Genomic DNA, 16,075 nt, shown 5'->3' with positions numbered 1-16,075 from the left:
CGGCTAGCCAGCCGCCCGCAAATAATAAAAGAGGTGCATATGGCAGGTTTCGACAAGCGCGTGAGTTCCTACGAGGAAGCCCTCGCCGGGCTTGAAGATGGCATGACCGTCATCGCTGGCGGCTTCGGTCTGTGCGGCATTCCGGAAAACCTGATCGCCGAGATCAAGCGCAAAGGCACTCGCGACCTCACCGTCGTTTCCAACAACTGCGGCGTCGATGGTTTCGGCCTCGGCGTACTGCTGACCGACCGCCAGATCAGCAAAGTCGTCGCCTCCTATGTGGGCGAAAACAAGTTGTTCGAAGAGCAGCTGCTCAAAGGCGAAATCGAAGTCATTTTGACCCCGCAAGGCACCCTCGCCGAGAAAATGCGCGCAGGCGGCGCCGGTATTCCGGCCTTCTTCACCGCCACCGGTGTCGGCACCCCGGTTGCCGAAGGCAAGGAAGTGCGTGAGTTCAAAGGTCGCAAGTACCTGATGGAAGAATCCATCACCGGCGACTTCGCCATCGTCAAAGGCTGGAAAGCCGACCACTTCGGTAACGTCATCTACCGTCACACCGCGCAGAACTTCAATCCGCTGGCCGCCACCGCCGGCAAGATCACCGTGGTCGAAGTCGAAGAAATCGTCGAACCCGGCGAGCTGGACCCGGCACAGATCCACACACCGGGCATCTACGTCGACCGGGTCATTTGCGGCACGTTCGAAAAACGCATCGAACAGCGCACCATCCGCAAATAATTCAGGCTGACGGAGAATAAAAACATGGCACTTTCCCGCGAACAAATGGCTCAGCGCGTCGCCCGCGAAATGCAGGACGGCTACTACGTGAACCTGGGCATCGGCATCCCGACCCTGGTCGCCAACTACATTCCCGAAGGCATGGAAGTCATGCTGCAATCGGAAAACGGCCTGCTCGGCATGGGCCCTTTTCCTACCGAAGAAACCATTGATGCCGACATGATCAACGCCGGCAAACAGACCGTGACCGCGCGTATTGGCGCGTCGATCTTCTCCTCCGCCGAATCCTTTGCGATGATTCGCGGCGGCCATGTCGACCTGACCGTGCTGGGCGCGTTCGAAGTGGACGTCGAAGGCAACATCGCCTCGTGGATGATCCCCGGCAAACTGGTCAAGGGCATGGGCGGCGCCATGGACCTGGTGGCTGGCGCAGACAACATCATCGTCATCATGACCCACGCATCCAAGGATGGTGAGTCCAAACTGTTATCCAGGTGCAGCCTGCCGCTGACCGGCGCCGGGTGCATCAAACGTGTGCTGACCGACCTCGCCTACCTCGAAATCGAGAACGGCGCGTTCATTCTCAAAGAGCGTGCACCGGGCGTCAGCGTCGAAGAGATTGTGGCCAAAACCGCCGGCAAACTGATCGTGCCTGATCACGTACCGGAAATGCAGTTCGCTGCCCAGTGAGGAATTCGAAGATGCAAGACGTTGTCATTGTTGCCGCCACGCGCACCGCGATCGGCAGTTTCCAGGGTTCGCTGGCCTCGGTATCCGCAGTCGATCTGGGCGCGGCGGTGATCCGCCAGTTGCTCGAGCAGACCGGTCTGGACGGTGCTCAGGTCGATGAAGTGATCATGGGCCAGGTGCTCACTGCCGGCGCCGGCCAGAACCCGGCGCGTCAGGCTGCGATCAAGGCGGGTCTGCCCCACGCCGTACCGGCCATGACCCTGAACAAGGTCTGCGGCTCTGGCCTGAAAGCGCTGCACCTGGGAGCGCAGGCGATTCGTTGCGGCGACGCTGAGGTGATCATCGCGGGTGGCCAGGAAAACATGAGCCTGTCGAACTACGTGATGCCGGGTGCGCGCACCGGTTTGCGCATGGGTCACGCGCAAATCGTCGACACCATGATCAGCGACGGCCTGTGGGATGCGTTCAACGATTACCACATGGGTATCACTGCCGAAAATCTTGTCGACAAGTACGAAATCACCCGTGAACAGCAGGACGCCTTCGCGGCTGCTTCACAGCAGAAAGCCGCCGCAGCCATCGAGGCCGGACGCTTCGTCGATGAAATCACCCCGATCCTGATTCCACAGCGCAAAGGTGATCCGGTCGCGTTCAAGGTTGATGAACAGCCACGCGGCGCTACCACCGCCGAATCCCTGGCCAAACTGCGCCCCGCCTTCAAGAAGGACGGCAGCGTCACCGCCGGCAACGCTTCTTCGCTGAACGACGGTGCCGCTGCGGTGATCCTGATGAGCGCCGAGAAAGCCAAGGCGCTGGGCCTGCCAGTGCTGGCCACTATCGCCGCTTACGCCAACGCGGGCGTCGACCCGGCGATCATGGGCATCGGCCCGGTCTCGGCCACTCGTCGCTGCCTGGACAAGGCTGGCTGGTCGATTGACCAGCTCGATCTGATCGAAGCCAACGAAGCCTTCGCCGCACAATCGCTGGCCGTGGCCAAGGATCTGCAATGGGATCTGGACAAGGTCAACGTCAACGGCGGCGCTATCGCTTTGGGTCACCCGATCGGCGCGTCGGGCTGCCGGGTGCTCGTGACCCTGCTGCACGAAATGATCAAGCGTGATGCGAAAAAGGGTCTGGCGACCCTGTGCATCGGTGGCGGCCAAGGCGTAGCCCTGGCCCTGCAACGCGCTTAAAGAGCAATACAGTCAGCGGGCGGATCCACGACATCCGCTCGCTGCCTTCCTGCTTATCTGCTTATCTGCTGATCTACTTATCTGTAGGAGCTGCCGAAGGCTGCGATCTTTTGATCTTGACCTTAAAAAACAGGATCAAAAGATCGCAGCCTTCGGCAGCGCCTACAGAGGATTGTGTCGCTCACAAATGGGGTTTGCGCAGCAGATACGTGTCCATGATCCACCCATGTTCAGCCCGCGCAGCCTTGCGCACCCGCTCGATCTCGTCCGCCACCTCCCCGAGTTTGCCGCTGATCAAAATCTCATCCGGCGTGCCCAGATAGGCCCCCCAGTAAATCTCTGTCTGCGGATCAGCCACATGGTGGTAGGAATCTTCGGCGTCGAGCATCACCACCAGACTGTCGGCATCACTCACCTGCCCCGCTGTTAACCGCCGGCCTGTGGTGATTTCAATCGAGCGGCCAATCGTATTCAGCGGCACCTTGTGCTGCGCGGCCAACGCCTGAACGCTGGTAATCCCGGGGATCACCTCAAATTCGAAGGCACAGCGGCCCGACGCCAGAATCGCCTGGAGGATGCGAATGGTGCTGTCGTACAACGCCGGATCGCCCCACACCAGAAAACCGCCGCACTCGCCGTCAGACATTTCGTCATTGATCAGCCGTTCGAAGGTTTGCTGTTTGGCGCGATTCAGATCATCGACGCTGGCGGTGTAGTCCACGTCGCCCCGCTCGCGCTCCGGGCTGTGGGCTTGCACGAAACGATACGTAGGATCCGTAATGTAGCGCTCACAGATCTCGCGACGCAGGTCGATCAGTTGGTCCTTGCTCGCGCCTTTATCCATCAGAAAAAAAACATCCACCCGATTCAGCGCTTTCACCGCCTGCATCGTGATGTAGTCCGGATTGCCGGCGCCGATGCCGATCACCAGCAGTTGTTTCATCAGTGCGCTCCTGCAACGTCGAGACCGGGCAAGCGTAGCCGCCAGCGCCCCGTGAAGCGCAGTTCGACAACCGATAACGGCTCGACATCAATGTCATGAAAGGCCGAACCGCGCATCATCGGCATCAGCGCGGCGCGGATGATGAACGGATGGGTGACCGCCACGACATGGCCCGGCGTGGCTTGCAAACTGCCCAGCCACGCAGCCACCCGTTCACAAAGTTGCGTAACCGACTCACCACCGTGGGGCGTCGCGTGGGGATCTTCCAGCCAAGTGCGTAACGCCGCTTCCTGTGTATTTTGCAGATCCTTGATCGATTTGCCGTGCCACTGTCCCCAATCACAATCGCGCAGCGCCTCATCGACTTGAGCATCCATGCCAAACCACGCCGCCGTCTGCCGGGTGCGCAATTCCGGTCCGCAGATCAAGCGCCGCGGAGGTTGAAAACGCGTAGCCAGGGCGTCAGAGGCCAAGCCAATATTTTCAACAGGCTCACTCGTAGGAAAACGCGCCAATTTTTGTGCGACGGTTCGTGCATGGCATATCAATGTCAAACGGCTGGTTTGCACAATCAATCACTCGGTCGAGGGACATCAATTCAACGGCGCTTGGCCGATATGTTGGCCATTGTGCCGTAAACCGAGGCTTGTGGACTGGTCGATGCCGCGAAGTGTCACTCAGCGATTGCGAAAAAGCGGCGATATCTGACACCACTATGGGCAATGGACTACAAAACCTGTCGATTTCAATGTAGCCCTTGTTACACGGGGGTATTGCCTCATTTCATGGCCTTTTCAACACGCCAAAAAAATCGCTAGACATGTAATGTCCGTTACATAAATACTGTTTTAACGGATTATGAAGCGAATTCAACACACCCATCCAGCAGGAGCCAGGATGCCCCCTCTCAGAGACCTGATCACCGACCCCGGCCTCGACCTTACGCCGTCAGAGCGCAAAGTCGTTCGCGCCCTGCTTGATCAGTACCCACGCAATGGGCTGGGGCCCATGGCGCGACTGGCCGAACATGCCGGCGTCAGCGATCCGACCATCGTGAGACTGGTGAAAAAACTCGGTTTCGGCGGTTATGCCGAATTCCAGGACGCCCTGCTCAGCGACATGGACCATCGCTTGCGCTCTCCGCGCACCCTGCTGCAGCCACGCGCACAGCAGCAAAAGGACGACGCCTGGAGCCACTATCTGGACGACAGCCAACGCCTGCTGGTTGAAACCCTATCGCTGACCCAACCCGAAGACGTGCGCATCCTCGCCGACTGGCTGCTCGATGGCCGACATCAGGTGTACTGCTTCGGCGGCCGTTTCAGTAGCCTGATGGCGACTTACCTGCTCAATCACTTGCGCCTGCTGCGCCCCGGTTGCTTTGCACTGGAGGACAACGCGCAACTGCCCGATCGCCTGTTCGATCTGCAACGCCAGGACGTGGTGCTGGTGTTTGACTACCGCCGTTATCAAACCCAGGCCCTGCGCGTCGCCAGTGCCGCGAAAAACAGCAACGCGCGCGTGGTGCTGTTCACCGACATCTACGCCTCGCCGCTGCGCGAACTGGCTGATCTGATCATCAGCGCCCCGGTGGAATCGGCTTCGCCGTTCGACACCATGGTCCCGGCGCTGGCTCAGGTCGAAGCACTGATCGCCTGCCTGACCCTGCGCACTGAAAATCTGGCCGATCGCCTGGAAGGCATCGACGCCCTGCGCAACGACTTCAACACCCACCTGCTGGAGGATAAATAAGGATGTTCAGCCTTCCCCACCGCTCACCGCGGGACTTGCCGTTTGTCACCGACCATACCGCGTTGCTGCTGGTGGACATGCAGCGTGCCTGGCTCGAACCGCAGTTCGACCCGCACCTGAACGGCCCGGACGCCGAGTATTTCCTGACCCGCGCGCACATGCAGGTGGTGCCCAATCAACGCCGATTGCTCAGTGCCTTTCGTCAGGCGCGGCAGAACGTCCTGCACACCCTCATCGAAAGCCTGACCGCTGATGGCCGCGACCGCTCGCTGGATCACAAGCTGTCAGACATGCACCTGCCCAAGGGCAGCGTGCAGGCGCGGATCATTGATGACCTGTCGCCGGTAGAAAATGAAATCGTCCTGCCCAAGACTTCTTCTGGCGTTTTCAACTCGACCAACATCGACTACGTCCTGCGCAACCTGGAAACCCGTCACCTGATCATCGCCGGCATCGTTACCGATCAATGCGTCGACATGGCTGTGCGCGACGCTGCCGACCGAGGCTATCTGGTGACGCTGGTCGAGGACGCCTGCGCCACCTACAGCGCCGAACGCCATGACGCCTGTCTGAACGCAATCAAGGGCTACTGCTGGATCACCGACACGCAAACCGTGCTCGGCCGGTTGCAGGAGATGCAGCCATGAGCGCACGCCTGACGCCGCTGCCGATGACCACCATCGTCACCACTGACCTGATCGGCATCACCCGTGGCCGCTCGTTTCCCACCGACGAGCTTGAGCATTACCAGGCCGCCGGCTGCGGCTGGGTGCCGGCCAACAGTGCGTTGACACCGCAGGACATCATTGCCTCGACCAACCCGTGGGGCGCTTATGGCGACTTGCGCCTGATTCCGGATCTGAGCAGCCGCGTCACCGTCAGCAACGGGCCGGATGCTGATGCGCCAGCGCTGGACTTCATTCACGGCGACATCCGCGAAACCGATGGCCGCCCTTGGGGTGCCTGCCCGCGCACATTGTTACGTGATGAAATCGAGCGTTATCGCGACGCACTGGGCCTGCAGGTCAATGCCGCCTTCGAACACGAATTCAACCTGCACGCAGGTTTTGCTGAACACCTGGCGTTTTCCCTCGAAGCGCAGCGTCAAGGTGCCGAATTCGGCGGCTGGCTGCTCAGCGCCCTGCGCGCCGGCGGCGTCGAACCGGAAATGTTTCTGCCCGAATACGGCAAGCATCAATACGAAATCACCTGCCGTCCGACCTTAGGCGTGGCAGCGGCGGACCGCGCAGTGAACGTGCGCGAGATTACCCGTGAGATTGCCCGGCAAATGGGCATCGACCTGAGCTTCGCGCCGAAAACCGCCGAGAACGCGGTGTGCAACGGGGTACACCTGCACGTCAGCCTGCTTGATCTGGCCGGCCAGCCAATGCTCTACGACGCAGGCACCAGCAATGGTCTGTCGACCCTCGGCCAGCATTGGGCCGCGGGCATCCTGCATTACTTGCCGGCGCTGTGTGCGTTCACCGCACCGACCCCGGTCTCGTATGAGCGCTTGCAGCCCCACCACTGGAGCGCGTCCTACGCCTGCCTGGGCCAGCAGAACCGTGAAGCGGCGCTGCGCATCTGCCCGACGGTGACGCTGGGCGGCAAATCCGTGGCCACACAGTTCAACCTCGAATTCCGCGCCATGGACGCCACCGCCTCGCCGCACCTGGCCATGGCCGCGCTGCTGATCGCCGGACGCCTGGGCATCGAGCAGCGTCTGGCACTGAACGCGATCACCGATGAGATTCCCGACTCACTCAACGACGAGCAACGCAAGGCGCGGGGCATCGTTGCCCTGCCCGCCTCGCTGGCCCAGGCACTGGATTGCCTGCGCAACAGTGGCGCCTTCAATGAATGGCTGCCCAAGCCGTTGCTCGACACTTACCACGCCCTGAAAACCGAGGAACTGGCGCTGACGGAACAGCTCTCGCCCGCTGACCTGTGTGAGCACTATGCACGCCTGTACTGAATCCGCAGAGCTTGGGTTGTACACCCGACCGGTCTACAGCCTGAGCCGCGCCGACTCGACGCACCCGGTGATTCTGGTGTGCGAGCACGCCAGTCGCTACATCCCCGAGGCCCTGAACAACCTGGGCCTGGACGATGCCGCCGCGCGTGAGCACATCGCCTGGGACATCGGCGCGCTGCAACTGGCCGAGCAATTGTCGGAAACACTCGGCGCAACGCTGTTGAGCGCCAACTATTCGCGGCTGCTGATTGATCTGAATCGACCACGGCATGCACCTGACAGCATTCCGGTGCAGAGCGAGATTTACCAAGTGCCGGGCAATCGCGAGCTGGACGAAGCCAGCCGCGAATACCGGCGCCAGACGCTGTTCAAGCCGTTTCATGCGCGCCTGCAGACGCTGATCGACGAGCGCGTCGCCAAGAGTCAACCGGTGCGGGTGATCGGGATTCACACTTTCACCCCGGTGTATTACGGCCAGCCGCGCCCGCTGGAAATCGGCGTGCTGTTCGGTCAGGCCAAGGCGTATGCCCAACGGCTGCTCGACGGCCTCGAAGAGCTTCCTCTTAACGTCGCGGGCAACCAGCCGTACAAGATAGATCCGCTGGGCGACATGACCGTGCCGGTGCACGGTGACGCCCGGGGCCTGGAGTCGGTGTTGATCGAGGTGCGCAACGACTTGTTGCCAAACCCGGAAGCCGTCTCGCGCTGGGCCGGATACCTCGCGCCATTGCTGTAAGGAAAGACGCCTGTAAAGACTGCTGATGCTGTAACGGATTACCGATAGAAGAACTAAAAAACAATCGATGGCTGACAAGGAGTTGCGCTTCATGGAAATTGAAGAATTCGGCTACAAGCAAGAGTTGAAACGTAGCCTCACGCTCACGGATCTGGTGGTGTACGGGATGATCTTCATGATCCCCATCGCCCCGTTCGGCGTGTATGGCTATGTGAATGCCGAGGCACCGGGAATGGTGCCGCTGGCGTACATCATCGGCATGGTGGCAATGCTGTTCACGGCGTTAAGCTACGGCAGCATGGCCAAGGCTTTTCCGATCGCAGGCTCGGTGTATTCCTACGCGCAACGCGGCCTCAATCAACACGTCGGCTTCATCGCCGGTTGGCTGATGCTGCTCGATTACCTGCTGATACCACCGCTGCTGTATGTGTATGCGGCGATGGCGCTCAACCATTTGTATCCGGACATTCCGAAAGTCGGCTTCATTCTGGCGTTCCTCGTCAGCGCGACTTTCGTCAACCTGCGCGGCATCACCTTCACCGCGCGGATGAACATCATTTTCCTGCTGGCGCAACTGGTGGTGCTGGGCATCTTCCTGTTCTACGCCTGGAACGCTCTGCACAACGGTGGCGGTAACGGCGAGCTGACGCTGGCGCCGCTGTATCACCCGGAAACCTTCAATTTCGCCCTGCTGATGCAAGCGGTGTCGATCGCGGTGCTTTCGTTCCTTGGCTTCGACGCGATTTCCACCCTCGCCGAAGAGATCAAGGGCGACCCGGGCCGCAGCGTCGGCAAAGCCGCTCTGATCACCTTGATGGTGATGGGCGTGATCTTCGTTGCGCAGACCTGGATTGCTACTGATCTGGCAGCGGGCATGGGCTTCAAATCCGCTGACACCGCGTTCTATGAAATCGCCGAAATCGCCGCGGGCAGCTGGCTGGCGACCCTGACCGCTGTAGCGACTGCGCTGGCCTGGGGCGTGGCCGTGGCGATCACTTCGCAAGCCGCTGTCTCGCGCCTGCTGTTCGGCATGGCCCGCGACGGCAAGTTGCCGAAAGTGCTGGCCAAAGTGCATCCGAAACACAACACGCCGTACCTGAGCATTTATCTGGTGGCGGTGCTGTCGCTGGTGATCTGCTACCTGTTCATCAACTCGGTCGACACCCTGACCTCGCTGGTGAACTTCGGCGCACTCAGTGGTTTCATGCTGCTGCACCTGACCGTGATCAACTACTACTGGCGTCGGCAAAAGTCCGGTCAGGTCGTGCGCCATCTGATCTGCCCGGTGATCGGCTTCATCATCGTCGCGGCCATCATGTACAACATGGGCGTCGATGCGCAGAAACTCGGCCTGATCTGGATTGCCCTGGGTCTGGTGTACCTGTTCTTCCTCAACAAGCTCGGCGCCAGTACTGCGCTGCCTGACCCGAGCAACGGCTGACAAGAAAAAGAGCGGCGTCTGACAACAAATCAGGCGACCGCCGCTTTAACGCGTGGAAACCGACAGTGATAGTCAGGTTCGGTGATTCGCCGAACCTTTTGATACAGGAGTACATCCATGCTGGTCTTACGCCCAGTCGAGCAGAATGACCTGCCCCAGCTCCAGCAATTGGCCCACGACAGTCTGGTGGGCGTGACCTCCCTGCCGGACGACAGCGAGCGTTTGCGCGAGAAAATCGCTGGCTCCTGTGCCTCGTTTGCCAGCGAGGCCGCGGCCCACGGCCCGGAAAACTATTTCTTCGTGCTGGAAGATACTGACAGTCAGCGGCTGGTGGGCTGTTCGGAGATCCTCGCCAAGGCCGGTTTTGGCGAGCCGTTCTACAGCCTGCGCAATCGCCATTTCACCAGTGCCTCGCGGGAGCTGAATATCGAGCACGGCGTGCCGGCGCTTTCGTTGTGCCACGACCTGAACGATCACACCCTGTTGCGTGGTTTCCACATCGACGCAGCGCTGGTACGCACGCCGTTCTCCGAATTGCTCTCGCGGGCGCGCTTGCTGTTCATCGCGGCCCACGCGCAGCGCTTCGCCGAAGCAGTGATTACCGAAATCGTCGGTTACAGCGACGAGGACGGTCATTCGCCGTTCTGGGATGCGCTGGGCAAGCACTTCTTCGACCTGCCCTACGCCGAGGCCGAACGCCTGTGCGGGTTGCAGAGCCGCGCGTTCCTCGCCGAACTGATGCCGCAATACCCGATCTACGTGCCGATGCTGCCGCAAGCGGCGCAGGACTGTATCGGCCGTATTCACCCGGATGGCCAGGAAGCCTTCGACATTCTTGAGCGCGAAGGCTTCGAAACCAACAGCTACATTGACTTGTTCGACGCTGGCCCGACGTTGTACGCGCGCACCGCGAACATCCGTTCGGTCGCTCAAAGCCGGACCGCACGGGCGCAGCAACAACCGCGCATTGATGCACGCAGCCATTATCTGCTGAGCAACGATGCGCTGCATGGCTTCCGGGCCATCGTCGCCGAACTCGATTACCACCCCGATCAACCGCTGTCCCTCACCCCTGCAATGTGTGCGGCGCTGAACGTGACCGATGACAGCCCGATCCGGCTGATTGCCCTGTGAACCACGCCCGGTTCCGCACCCAACGACAGTGCCCGAACAGGCGCGAAGAAGGAGTTACAGCATGATTGTCCGCCCGGTTAAAGTCAGCGACCTGCCCGCGTTGATGACGCTGGTACAACAGGCAGGCCCGGGGTTCACCACCCTGCCGGCCAACGAAGATCGCCTGTCCCACCGGGTACGCTGGGCGCAACGGGCGTTCGCCGAGCAGGTGGAACGTGCCGATGCCGACTATCTGTTTGTGCTCGAAGACGATGACATGCGCGTGGTGGGTGTCAGCGCAATGTCCGGCGCGGTTGGTCTGCGCGAGCCCTGGTACAACTATCGGGTCGGGCTGACGGTGAGTTCGGCCCCGGACCTGGGCATTCAACGGCAGATCCCGACGCTGTTCCTCAATAACGAACTGACCGGGCAATCGGAGCTGTGTTCGTTGTTCCTGGGCCATGACCATCGCCACGGCAGCAACGGCCGCTTGTTGTCGTTGGGGCGTTTGCTGTTCGTCGCTGAGTTCCCGCATCTGTTTGGCGAGAAGATGATCGCCGAACTGCGTGGCAGTGCCGATGAGCTGGGTTGCTCGCCGTTCTGGGACAGTTTGGGTCGGCACTTCTTCCAGATGGATTTCAGCCATGCCGATCACCTGTCGGGGCTGGGCAACAAATCATTCATCGCCGAACTGATGCCACGCCAGCCGCTGTACACCTGCATGCTGACCGAACAGGCCCAGGCGGCCATCGGGCAGGCGCACCCGAACACCGAACCGGCGCTGAGAATCCTTCAGGCCGAAGGGTTTGCCCACAAGGGCTATATCGACATTTTCGACGGCGGGCCGGTGATCGAAGCGCCAATCCGCAACATTCGCACGGTGCGCGACAGCCTTGAGTTGACCCTGAGCCTCGGCAGCCCGGACGAACAGGCGCCGCTGTGGCTGATCCATAACCGCCGCCTGGAAAACTGCCGCATCACCGTCGCCCGCGCTCGCCGAGTCGGCAGCAGTTTGGTGATCGACCGCCTCACGGCCAAGCGCCTGCAACTGCAACCAGGCAATTCGGTGCGGGCGGTGATGTTGCCCAATCAACAGCAACAAGCGGTGGCTGCCTGAACTTCAGAGATCACGCACCGCAAGTAAATCCCCCCTTTACAAGTGAATCCTTTCAGCCCGGGACTCACTGCCAGCAGCATCCTTGCAAATTCGTCATGATCATTGACCCATTCGCGTGATAGCCTTTTCATTCTTCGGCGTTGACACCTTTGCTCAAGCCTTTCCATTCCTTTGTATTGGTGGAACTCGTATGACCAGGCTTTCTCATCAAGATTTGCGCCGTAACTTCCGTCAGCTGCTGGCCTCCGACACCTGCTACCACACGGCCTCGGTGTTCGACCCGATGTCCGCCCGCATCGCTGCTGACCTGGGTTTTGAAGTGGGGATTCTCGGCGGTTCCGTGGCCTCGTTGCAGGTATTGGGCGCGCCGGACTTTGCCCTGATCACCCTCAGCGAGTTCGCCGAACAGGCCACCCGTATCGGCCGCGTCGCCCAATTACCGGTGATCGCCGACGCCGACCACGGCTACGGCAACGCCCTCAACGTGATGCGCACCATCGTCGAACTGGAACGCGCCGGCGTCGCCGCCCTGACCATCGAAGACACCCTGCTTCCCGCGCAATTCGGACGCAAATCCACCGACCTGATCACGGTCGCCGAAGGCGTCGGCAAGATCCGCGCAGCGCTGGAAGCCAGGGTCGACACGGAAATGGCGATCATCGCCCGCACCAACGCCGGCATCCTGCCGAACCAGGAAATCATCAGCCGCACCCGCCAGTATCAGGCCGCCGGCGCTGACGGTATCTGCATGGTAGGCGTACAGGATTTCGATCAGCTGGAGCAGATTGCAGAACATCTGACCGTGCCGCTGATGCTGGTGACCTACGGCAACCCGGCACTGCGCGACGACAAACGTCTGGCCGAACTGGGCGTGCGCGTGACCATCGACGGCCATGGCGCGTACTTCGCGGCGATCAAGGCAACCTACGACAGCCTGCGCGAACAGCGGCAGATCTTTACCCAGGCTTCGGACTTGAGCGCGACCGAATTGACGCATACCTATACCCAACCGGAGGAATACATTCTCTGGGCGAAGGAATATATGAGCGTCAAGGAGTGATGTGTTGGCCGGACTGACGCCATCGCTGGCAAGCCAGACTCCCACAGGTTAAGTGGCTGACCACAGATTTGTGGTCACAAGAAAATCCTGTGGGAGCTGGCTTGCCAGCGATGACGTCAGCCGCCACAGCGCTAAATCGGGGTTTTGTAAGCCTCTTCCCGCTGCATCGCCCGCGCCTGAATCACATTCAAAATCGCACACCCTTCGCGCATCAACAGATGCACCGCGCTGGTCACCCGTGTCAGGTCGAAATCGGAAATACCCTTGAGGTTGAGGCTGGACAAGGTGTCCGCCAGATCGCGCACAACCACAAACCGGTGCATCGCACAGGCGGCCATGTCGCTGAGTTCTTTGTGGGTATTGATATAGAGCACCGGGGACTCGGCGTCGTAGGTGTCGATGGGGATGTAGCGAGGCATTACTTGGTCAGTCATCGAGTTCACTCCAGAAGGGTCAGGTCCTGTACTCGACCGGCCAAGATCGTCGCAAAGTTTTCCGCGAATCGAGACTATAAAAGCCGCACCCGCTAGTCGCAATGAGAGTCTCTGTCAGACTTTTCGCTAATTTTTGTACGGAGTTGGAGCCCTGTAGGAGCTGCCGAAGGCTGCGATCCTTTGATTTCCCCCCTGAGGATCAAAAGATCGCAGCCTCGTTTCACTCGACAGCTCCTACAGGACGGGGAGTTATGATGAGTAACGACAAACTCCCGTCACTGCCCCTTGGCCAACTCCATAATCATCCGCGACAACAGATATATCCGCGGCGCCACACTCGCCACCTCCGCATATTCCTCCGGCGTATGAATATTGCCGCCAACAATCCCGAAGCCATCCAGCGTCGGCGTGCCAACCCCGGCCGACAGACTCGCATCCGCCGCGCCACCGCTGCCCTCCTCGGTCAGCTTGCGGCCGATTTCGCCGTAGATCCCTTGCGCCATGGCCATCAAACGATCCGACTCGGCCGTTTGCGGCATCGGCGGCAAGCCGCGCTGCAACGTAGTCTTCACCTCGGTCTCTGGGATCAGCTTGTCCTGCGACACCCGCGCCAGATCCTTCTCGATCCGGTCGAACTCCTCCGGCACCGCCGCGCGCACGTCGGCCTTGGCCGTGGCCTGATCCGGAATCACATTGGTGCGATCGCCAGCCTTGAGCACGGTGAAGTTGATGGTGGTTTTCTTCGCCTCATCACCCAGCTTGCCCAGTTGCAAAATCTGGTGCGCCGCCTCCATCGCCGCGTTGCGCCCCAATTCCGGTGCGACCCCGGCATGCGCCGCTTTGCCCTTGACCTCGACCACCGCCGTCGCGCTGCCCTTGCGCCACACCACCAGGCCATCTGCCGGACGACCCGGTTCCAGATTGAGGGTCACATCGTGCTGTTTCGCGGTTTTCTTGATCAGGTCAGTGGCGACGTCCGAACCGGTTTCTTCGCTGGCGTCGAGCAGGAAGGTGATTTGCGCGTAGTCCTTGAAGTCGAGGTTTTTCAGGATTTTCAGTGCATAGATCCCGGCGACGATGCCGCCCTTGTCGTCCATCACCCCCGGCCCGTAGGCGCGACCGTCCTTGATATGGAATGGCCGCTCGGCCGCCGAACCTTCCTTGAACACTGTGTCCATGTGGGCCATCAGCAGGATTTTCGCCTTGCCGGTGCCCTTGAACGTGGCCAGTACGTGGTTGGTTTTTTCCGGGGTATTGGGTACCCGTTCGATGGTGGCGCCGAGCTTTTCCAGCTCATCAATGACGATCTCGCTGACTTGCTTGAGGCCCGGTTCATAACCGGAGCCTGTATCGATATTAACCAGGCGTTCCAGCAGTTTCAGGGCTTCGGGCTGGTATTGCTCAGCATTGGCGAGGACTTGTTTATGCGGTTCGGCATTGGCGGTAGCGGCCGAGAAAGCGAGCGTCAGGCCGAGGCTGGCGGCCAGCAGGGAGCGGGAAAATGAGAACGTCATGAATCGATCCTTGTTTCGCGTCGGGAGGGACTTGAACCGTACCTGACATTGACGCAAGGCTCTATCCCGGATGCGACACCGATTGAACTGGTTCACACAGGGGATATACGAAGAGTCAGACCGAGTCGAGCATCGGCTGCTTGGGCAGGTTGTCGCAATTGCAGATAACCCGGTTGCGCCCACTGGCCTTGGCCTCGTACAACGCCTGATCCGCGTCATTGAGCCAACGCGTCGCATCGACATGGGCCGGATCGTACTCCGCCAGGCCAATGCTCAAACTGACCTTCAACGCCGGGTTCTGCTCATAACCGAGCGTGGCGAAGCGCTCGCGCAACGCTTCCATGGCCTGGGCGGCATGGAACAGCGGCAACTCAGGGAGAATCACGCAGAACTCATCACCCCCATATCGCCCCGCGATGTCGGTGGCACGCAGGTTCTGCTTGAGCAGTTTGCTCAGTTGCCGCAGCACAATGTCGCCGGCCACGTGGCCGTAGGTGTCGTTGATCGCCTTGAAATGATCGATGTCGATCAACGCAATCGCCGCACCCTGCTTCTGCCGCTTGCAGCGCTGAAAGGCGATTTCCAGTTGATCCTTCCAGGCACCGTGGTTAAGCAGTCCGGTGAGGCTGTCGGTGCGACTCAGCGCGAGCAATTCACGTTTATGCAGCCCCAGCGTGTAAGCCTGGCGAAAGCAGATCCAGCCCAGCGCCAGCGGATAGAGCATCAGCAACGGCAGGCAGGCATACAGTTGCAACGGTGAGGTTTGTGGAATAAACGCCGGGGCAAACACCACCAGCCCTACACCGACCCCGAGCAACTGCGCGGCGGAACCGGCCAGCAGAAAGCGCATGCCGCCGATGGCCACGTTGTTCATCGCCATCATCGATATGGTGGTGGCACTGGGCAGCGGATTGAACTGCATGGCGGCGACCCAGAAGCCGCCGAAAAAGGCGTCAATCAACAGATTTCGGTGTTCGGCGTGATAAGGCACCTTGGCGCGGCGTGCCCATTGGTAGGCGAGGTGCGGCCAGACCAGGCCGTTGGTCAACATCAAGGCCCAAACCCACAGTGGTGGATCGAGCGGGTACATCGCCACGCTCACGCACAGAAGCCCAAGGACCAGGCCGAGGGTTCGCGATGTATACAGCCTCCTGGCCAATGACAGTCCCTTCCCTCCCGTGTTTCTCATAGGGGCCTCGATCACTCGACGGAACTTGCACACCGTCAGACGGACTTGTCTGGAGTCTAACAGGGCAACGTTAAATAGCCATCACTGGCTATCGGGCTCGACGGGCAGTTATCCGCCGCCCACAGTGCAAATATTTGGCTATACATGAAAGGAGCAAAACGGAAAAACAACTATAAGAAG

16 protein-coding genes are annotated in these 16,075 nt (G+C 60.3%); 11 read left to right on the top strand and 5 right to left on the bottom strand.

The window, feature by feature from the left end; translation table 11 throughout:
* The first annotated feature begins 39 nt into the window (after positions 1 to 39).
* Genes PSH79_RS10650 through PSH79_RS10640 form a run of 3 tightly spaced genes read left to right on the top strand, consistent with a single transcriptional unit; the run spans position 40 to position 2,621 of the window.
* Entirely contained in the window at positions 40 to 738 is a 699-nt protein-coding gene (locus tag PSH79_RS10650; RefSeq protein ID WP_305442606.1) for a CoA transferase subunit A, read from the top strand.
* Positions 739 to 762: 24 nt separating this feature from the next.
* Complete coding sequence (locus PSH79_RS10645; protein ID WP_305442604.1) at positions 763 to 1,428, top strand: CoA transferase subunit B; 666 nt, start codon at positions 763 to 765, stop codon at positions 1,426 to 1,428.
* Positions 1,429 to 1,439: 11 nt separating this feature from the next.
* Positions 1,440 to 2,621, top strand: a complete 1,182-nt coding sequence (locus PSH79_RS10640) for an acetyl-CoA C-acetyltransferase (protein ID WP_305442602.1) — start codon at positions 1,440 to 1,442, stop codon at positions 2,619 to 2,621.
* Positions 2,622 to 2,802: 181 nt separating this feature from the next.
* Here the strand turns inward: PSH79_RS10640 and cobF are convergent, their stop codons facing one another.
* A complete protein-coding gene (gene cobF, locus PSH79_RS10635) occupies positions 2,803 to 3,564 on the bottom strand; it encodes a precorrin-6A synthase (deacetylating) (RefSeq protein ID WP_305442600.1) in 762 nt (253 codons plus the stop codon).
* Complete coding sequence (locus PSH79_RS10630) at positions 3,564 to 4,133, bottom strand: histidine phosphatase family protein (protein WP_305442598.1); 570 nt, start codon at positions 4,131 to 4,133, stop codon at positions 3,564 to 3,566. The genes cobF and PSH79_RS10630 overlap by 1 nt, the downstream gene beginning before the upstream one ends.
* A gap of 328 nt (positions 4,134 to 4,461) precedes the next feature.
* Between PSH79_RS10630 and PSH79_RS10625 the strand changes: the two genes are divergently transcribed.
* The 8 genes from PSH79_RS10625 (at position 4,462) to PSH79_RS10590 (ending at position 12,758) form a co-directional block, all read left to right on the top strand.
* On the top strand, positions 4,462 to 5,316 hold the full coding sequence (locus PSH79_RS10625; protein ID WP_305442596.1) for a MurR/RpiR family transcriptional regulator: 855 nt from the start codon (positions 4,462 to 4,464) through the stop codon (positions 5,314 to 5,316).
* 2 nt (positions 5,317 to 5,318) lie between these two features.
* Entirely contained in the window at positions 5,319 to 5,963 is a 645-nt protein-coding gene (locus PSH79_RS10620) for an isochorismatase family cysteine hydrolase (RefSeq protein ID WP_305442594.1), read from the top strand.
* Positions 5,960 to 7,291 (top strand): glutamine synthetase, encoded by a 1,332-nt coding sequence (locus PSH79_RS10615; RefSeq protein WP_305442592.1) that lies wholly within the window; start codon positions 5,960 to 5,962, stop codon positions 7,289 to 7,291. Before PSH79_RS10620 ends, PSH79_RS10615 begins: the two co-directional genes overlap by 4 nt.
* Positions 7,275 to 8,027 carry an N-formylglutamate amidohydrolase gene (locus tag PSH79_RS10610; RefSeq protein WP_305442589.1) on the top strand — a complete coding sequence of 251 codons (753 nt, stop codon included), beginning with the start codon at positions 7,275 to 7,277 and terminating at the stop codon, positions 8,025 to 8,027. Before PSH79_RS10615 ends, PSH79_RS10610 begins: the two co-directional genes overlap by 17 nt.
* A 91-nt stretch (positions 8,028 to 8,118) precedes the next feature.
* Entirely contained in the window at positions 8,119 to 9,468 is a 1,350-nt protein-coding gene (locus tag PSH79_RS10605; protein ID WP_305442587.1) for an APC family permease, read from the top strand.
* Positions 9,469 to 9,585: 117 nt separating this feature from the next.
* Positions 9,586 to 10,602: an arginine N-succinyltransferase gene (locus tag PSH79_RS10600; RefSeq protein WP_305442585.1), complete on the top strand. Its 1,017-nt coding sequence runs from the start codon at positions 9,586 to 9,588 to the stop codon at positions 10,600 to 10,602.
* A gap of 61 nt (positions 10,603 to 10,663) precedes the next feature.
* The gene (gene astA, locus PSH79_RS10595) at positions 10,664 to 11,698 is read left to right on the top strand and encodes an arginine N-succinyltransferase (RefSeq protein ID WP_305442583.1); all 1,035 of its coding nucleotides are present in this window, start codon (positions 10,664 to 10,666) and stop codon (positions 11,696 to 11,698) included.
* Positions 11,699 to 11,888: 190 nt separating this feature from the next.
* On the top strand, positions 11,889 to 12,758 hold the full coding sequence (locus PSH79_RS10590) for an oxaloacetate decarboxylase (protein WP_016774123.1): 870 nt from the start codon (positions 11,889 to 11,891) through the stop codon (positions 12,756 to 12,758).
* A gap of 131 nt (positions 12,759 to 12,889) precedes the next feature.
* Here the strand turns inward: PSH79_RS10590 and PSH79_RS10585 are convergent, their stop codons facing one another.
* The 3 genes from PSH79_RS10585 to PSH79_RS10575 all read right to left on the bottom strand — a co-directional run bounded on the left by PSH79_RS10585 (position 12,890) and on the right by PSH79_RS10575 (position 15,895).
* On the bottom strand, positions 12,890 to 13,192 hold the full coding sequence (locus PSH79_RS10585; RefSeq protein WP_187677065.1) for a hypothetical protein: 303 nt from the start codon (positions 13,190 to 13,192) through the stop codon (positions 12,890 to 12,892).
* 275 nt (positions 13,193 to 13,467) lie between these two features.
* Positions 13,468 to 14,706 carry a M20/M25/M40 family metallo-hydrolase gene (locus tag PSH79_RS10580; RefSeq protein ID WP_305442579.1) on the bottom strand — a complete coding sequence of 413 codons (1,239 nt, stop codon included), beginning with the start codon at positions 14,704 to 14,706 and terminating at the stop codon, positions 13,468 to 13,470.
* A gap of 115 nt (positions 14,707 to 14,821) precedes the next feature.
* Complete coding sequence (locus PSH79_RS10575) at positions 14,822 to 15,895, bottom strand: diguanylate cyclase (protein WP_305442577.1); 1,074 nt, start codon at positions 15,893 to 15,895, stop codon at positions 14,822 to 14,824.
* Positions 15,896 to 16,075: the final 180 nt, after the last annotated feature.

The sequence above is a fragment of the Pseudomonas sp. FP2196 genome (assembly GCF_030687715.1).
Taxonomy (GTDB): Bacteria; Pseudomonadota; Gammaproteobacteria; order Pseudomonadales; family Pseudomonadaceae; genus Aquipseudomonas.
Note: the sequence above shows the minus strand (reverse complement) of the source record. Positions and strands in the feature narration are given on the sequence as shown.